Annotated in this window: 2 protein-coding genes; one reads left to right on the forward strand and one right to left on the reverse strand. The window is 55.3% G+C overall.

The window, feature by feature from the left end:
• On the reverse strand, positions 1-185 hold a 185-nt coding region (locus tag AC1RPN_RS07825; RefSeq protein WP_481763656.1), incomplete at its 3' end, for a hypothetical protein.
• A 354-nt stretch (positions 186-539) separates the two neighbouring features.
• On the opposite strand from AC1RPN_RS07825, the gene AC1RPN_RS07830 reads away from it, so the two are divergent.
• Positions 540-915 (forward strand): hypothetical protein (locus AC1RPN_RS07830; RefSeq protein WP_481763657.1); only part of this gene is annotated, 376 nt, incomplete at its 3' end.

Genomic DNA, 915 nt, shown 5'->3' on the forward strand with positions numbered 1-915 from the left:
CAGCCAGAGTCGCCCACTTCATAACGGTAGGCCCACGCCTTATGCGGTACCCAGCACATATCACCGTATTGGACGGTCACAAGCACCGGAATAGACCACCGATAATCACACGATTCCGGATTCTCGGACTGACGCGGCGGCAGCTCCATATTCCACCCAGCAGCATAGCTGCGATTTTTACCCATCTCACACACCTCCCTCATCACCCATCCCACACCACGTAATTTAAGATTGTCCAATCACAAAAGCGCCGTTCCGCGTCCCTCACTTCGTTCGGTCCTCGGTCCACTGGCGCATCCTACACAACAATTCACACCATGTCAACAAATCTCGTACTCGTTCTCGATCCGCAAGCCCCCGGCTCCTATCCACTGGCCTCACTCACGCTAACGTACAGACCGCTGATCGCAGTCGTCCACACGCCCCCAACCCCGATTTCCTTGTCCTCACTTATCCAGCAAGTCCCGCATCTTCGAGTCCTCCACGGACTAGGTATCAAGCCCGTCCTGCACTCAATTCCCCTAGGACCCTCGTCCCACATGTGGGCCCTCAACTACAACGCGGAGATCGCGGAGCGCGGATACAACCATGTGCGCGTGCGCGGGTCCGACGAAGAAGACGCGGACGGGGACTTCGAAATAGTAGATGCAGACGCCGATGATGGGCTCGATGCCGACGCAGACGCCGATGAAGAACTTGAATGGGGCCCGGATTCTACGGAATTGGTGAGGAATCCTGATCAGGCGCGTGCTGATCACGAAAAAACACTTAGAAATGCTAAAAAATCGCGTTTTGAGGGGTCTGGTGTAAAACACCTCATTAAACCGCGTGCCGCATCCACCTCCGGCCCTGTACAAACCCCTAACCCGCCCAAAAAGAGGTCGATTCCGCGTGAATATAATGGAGCAAATCACG

It is taken from the genome of Dellaglioa sp. CoH-57-MRSF-20 (assembly GCF_056781955.1).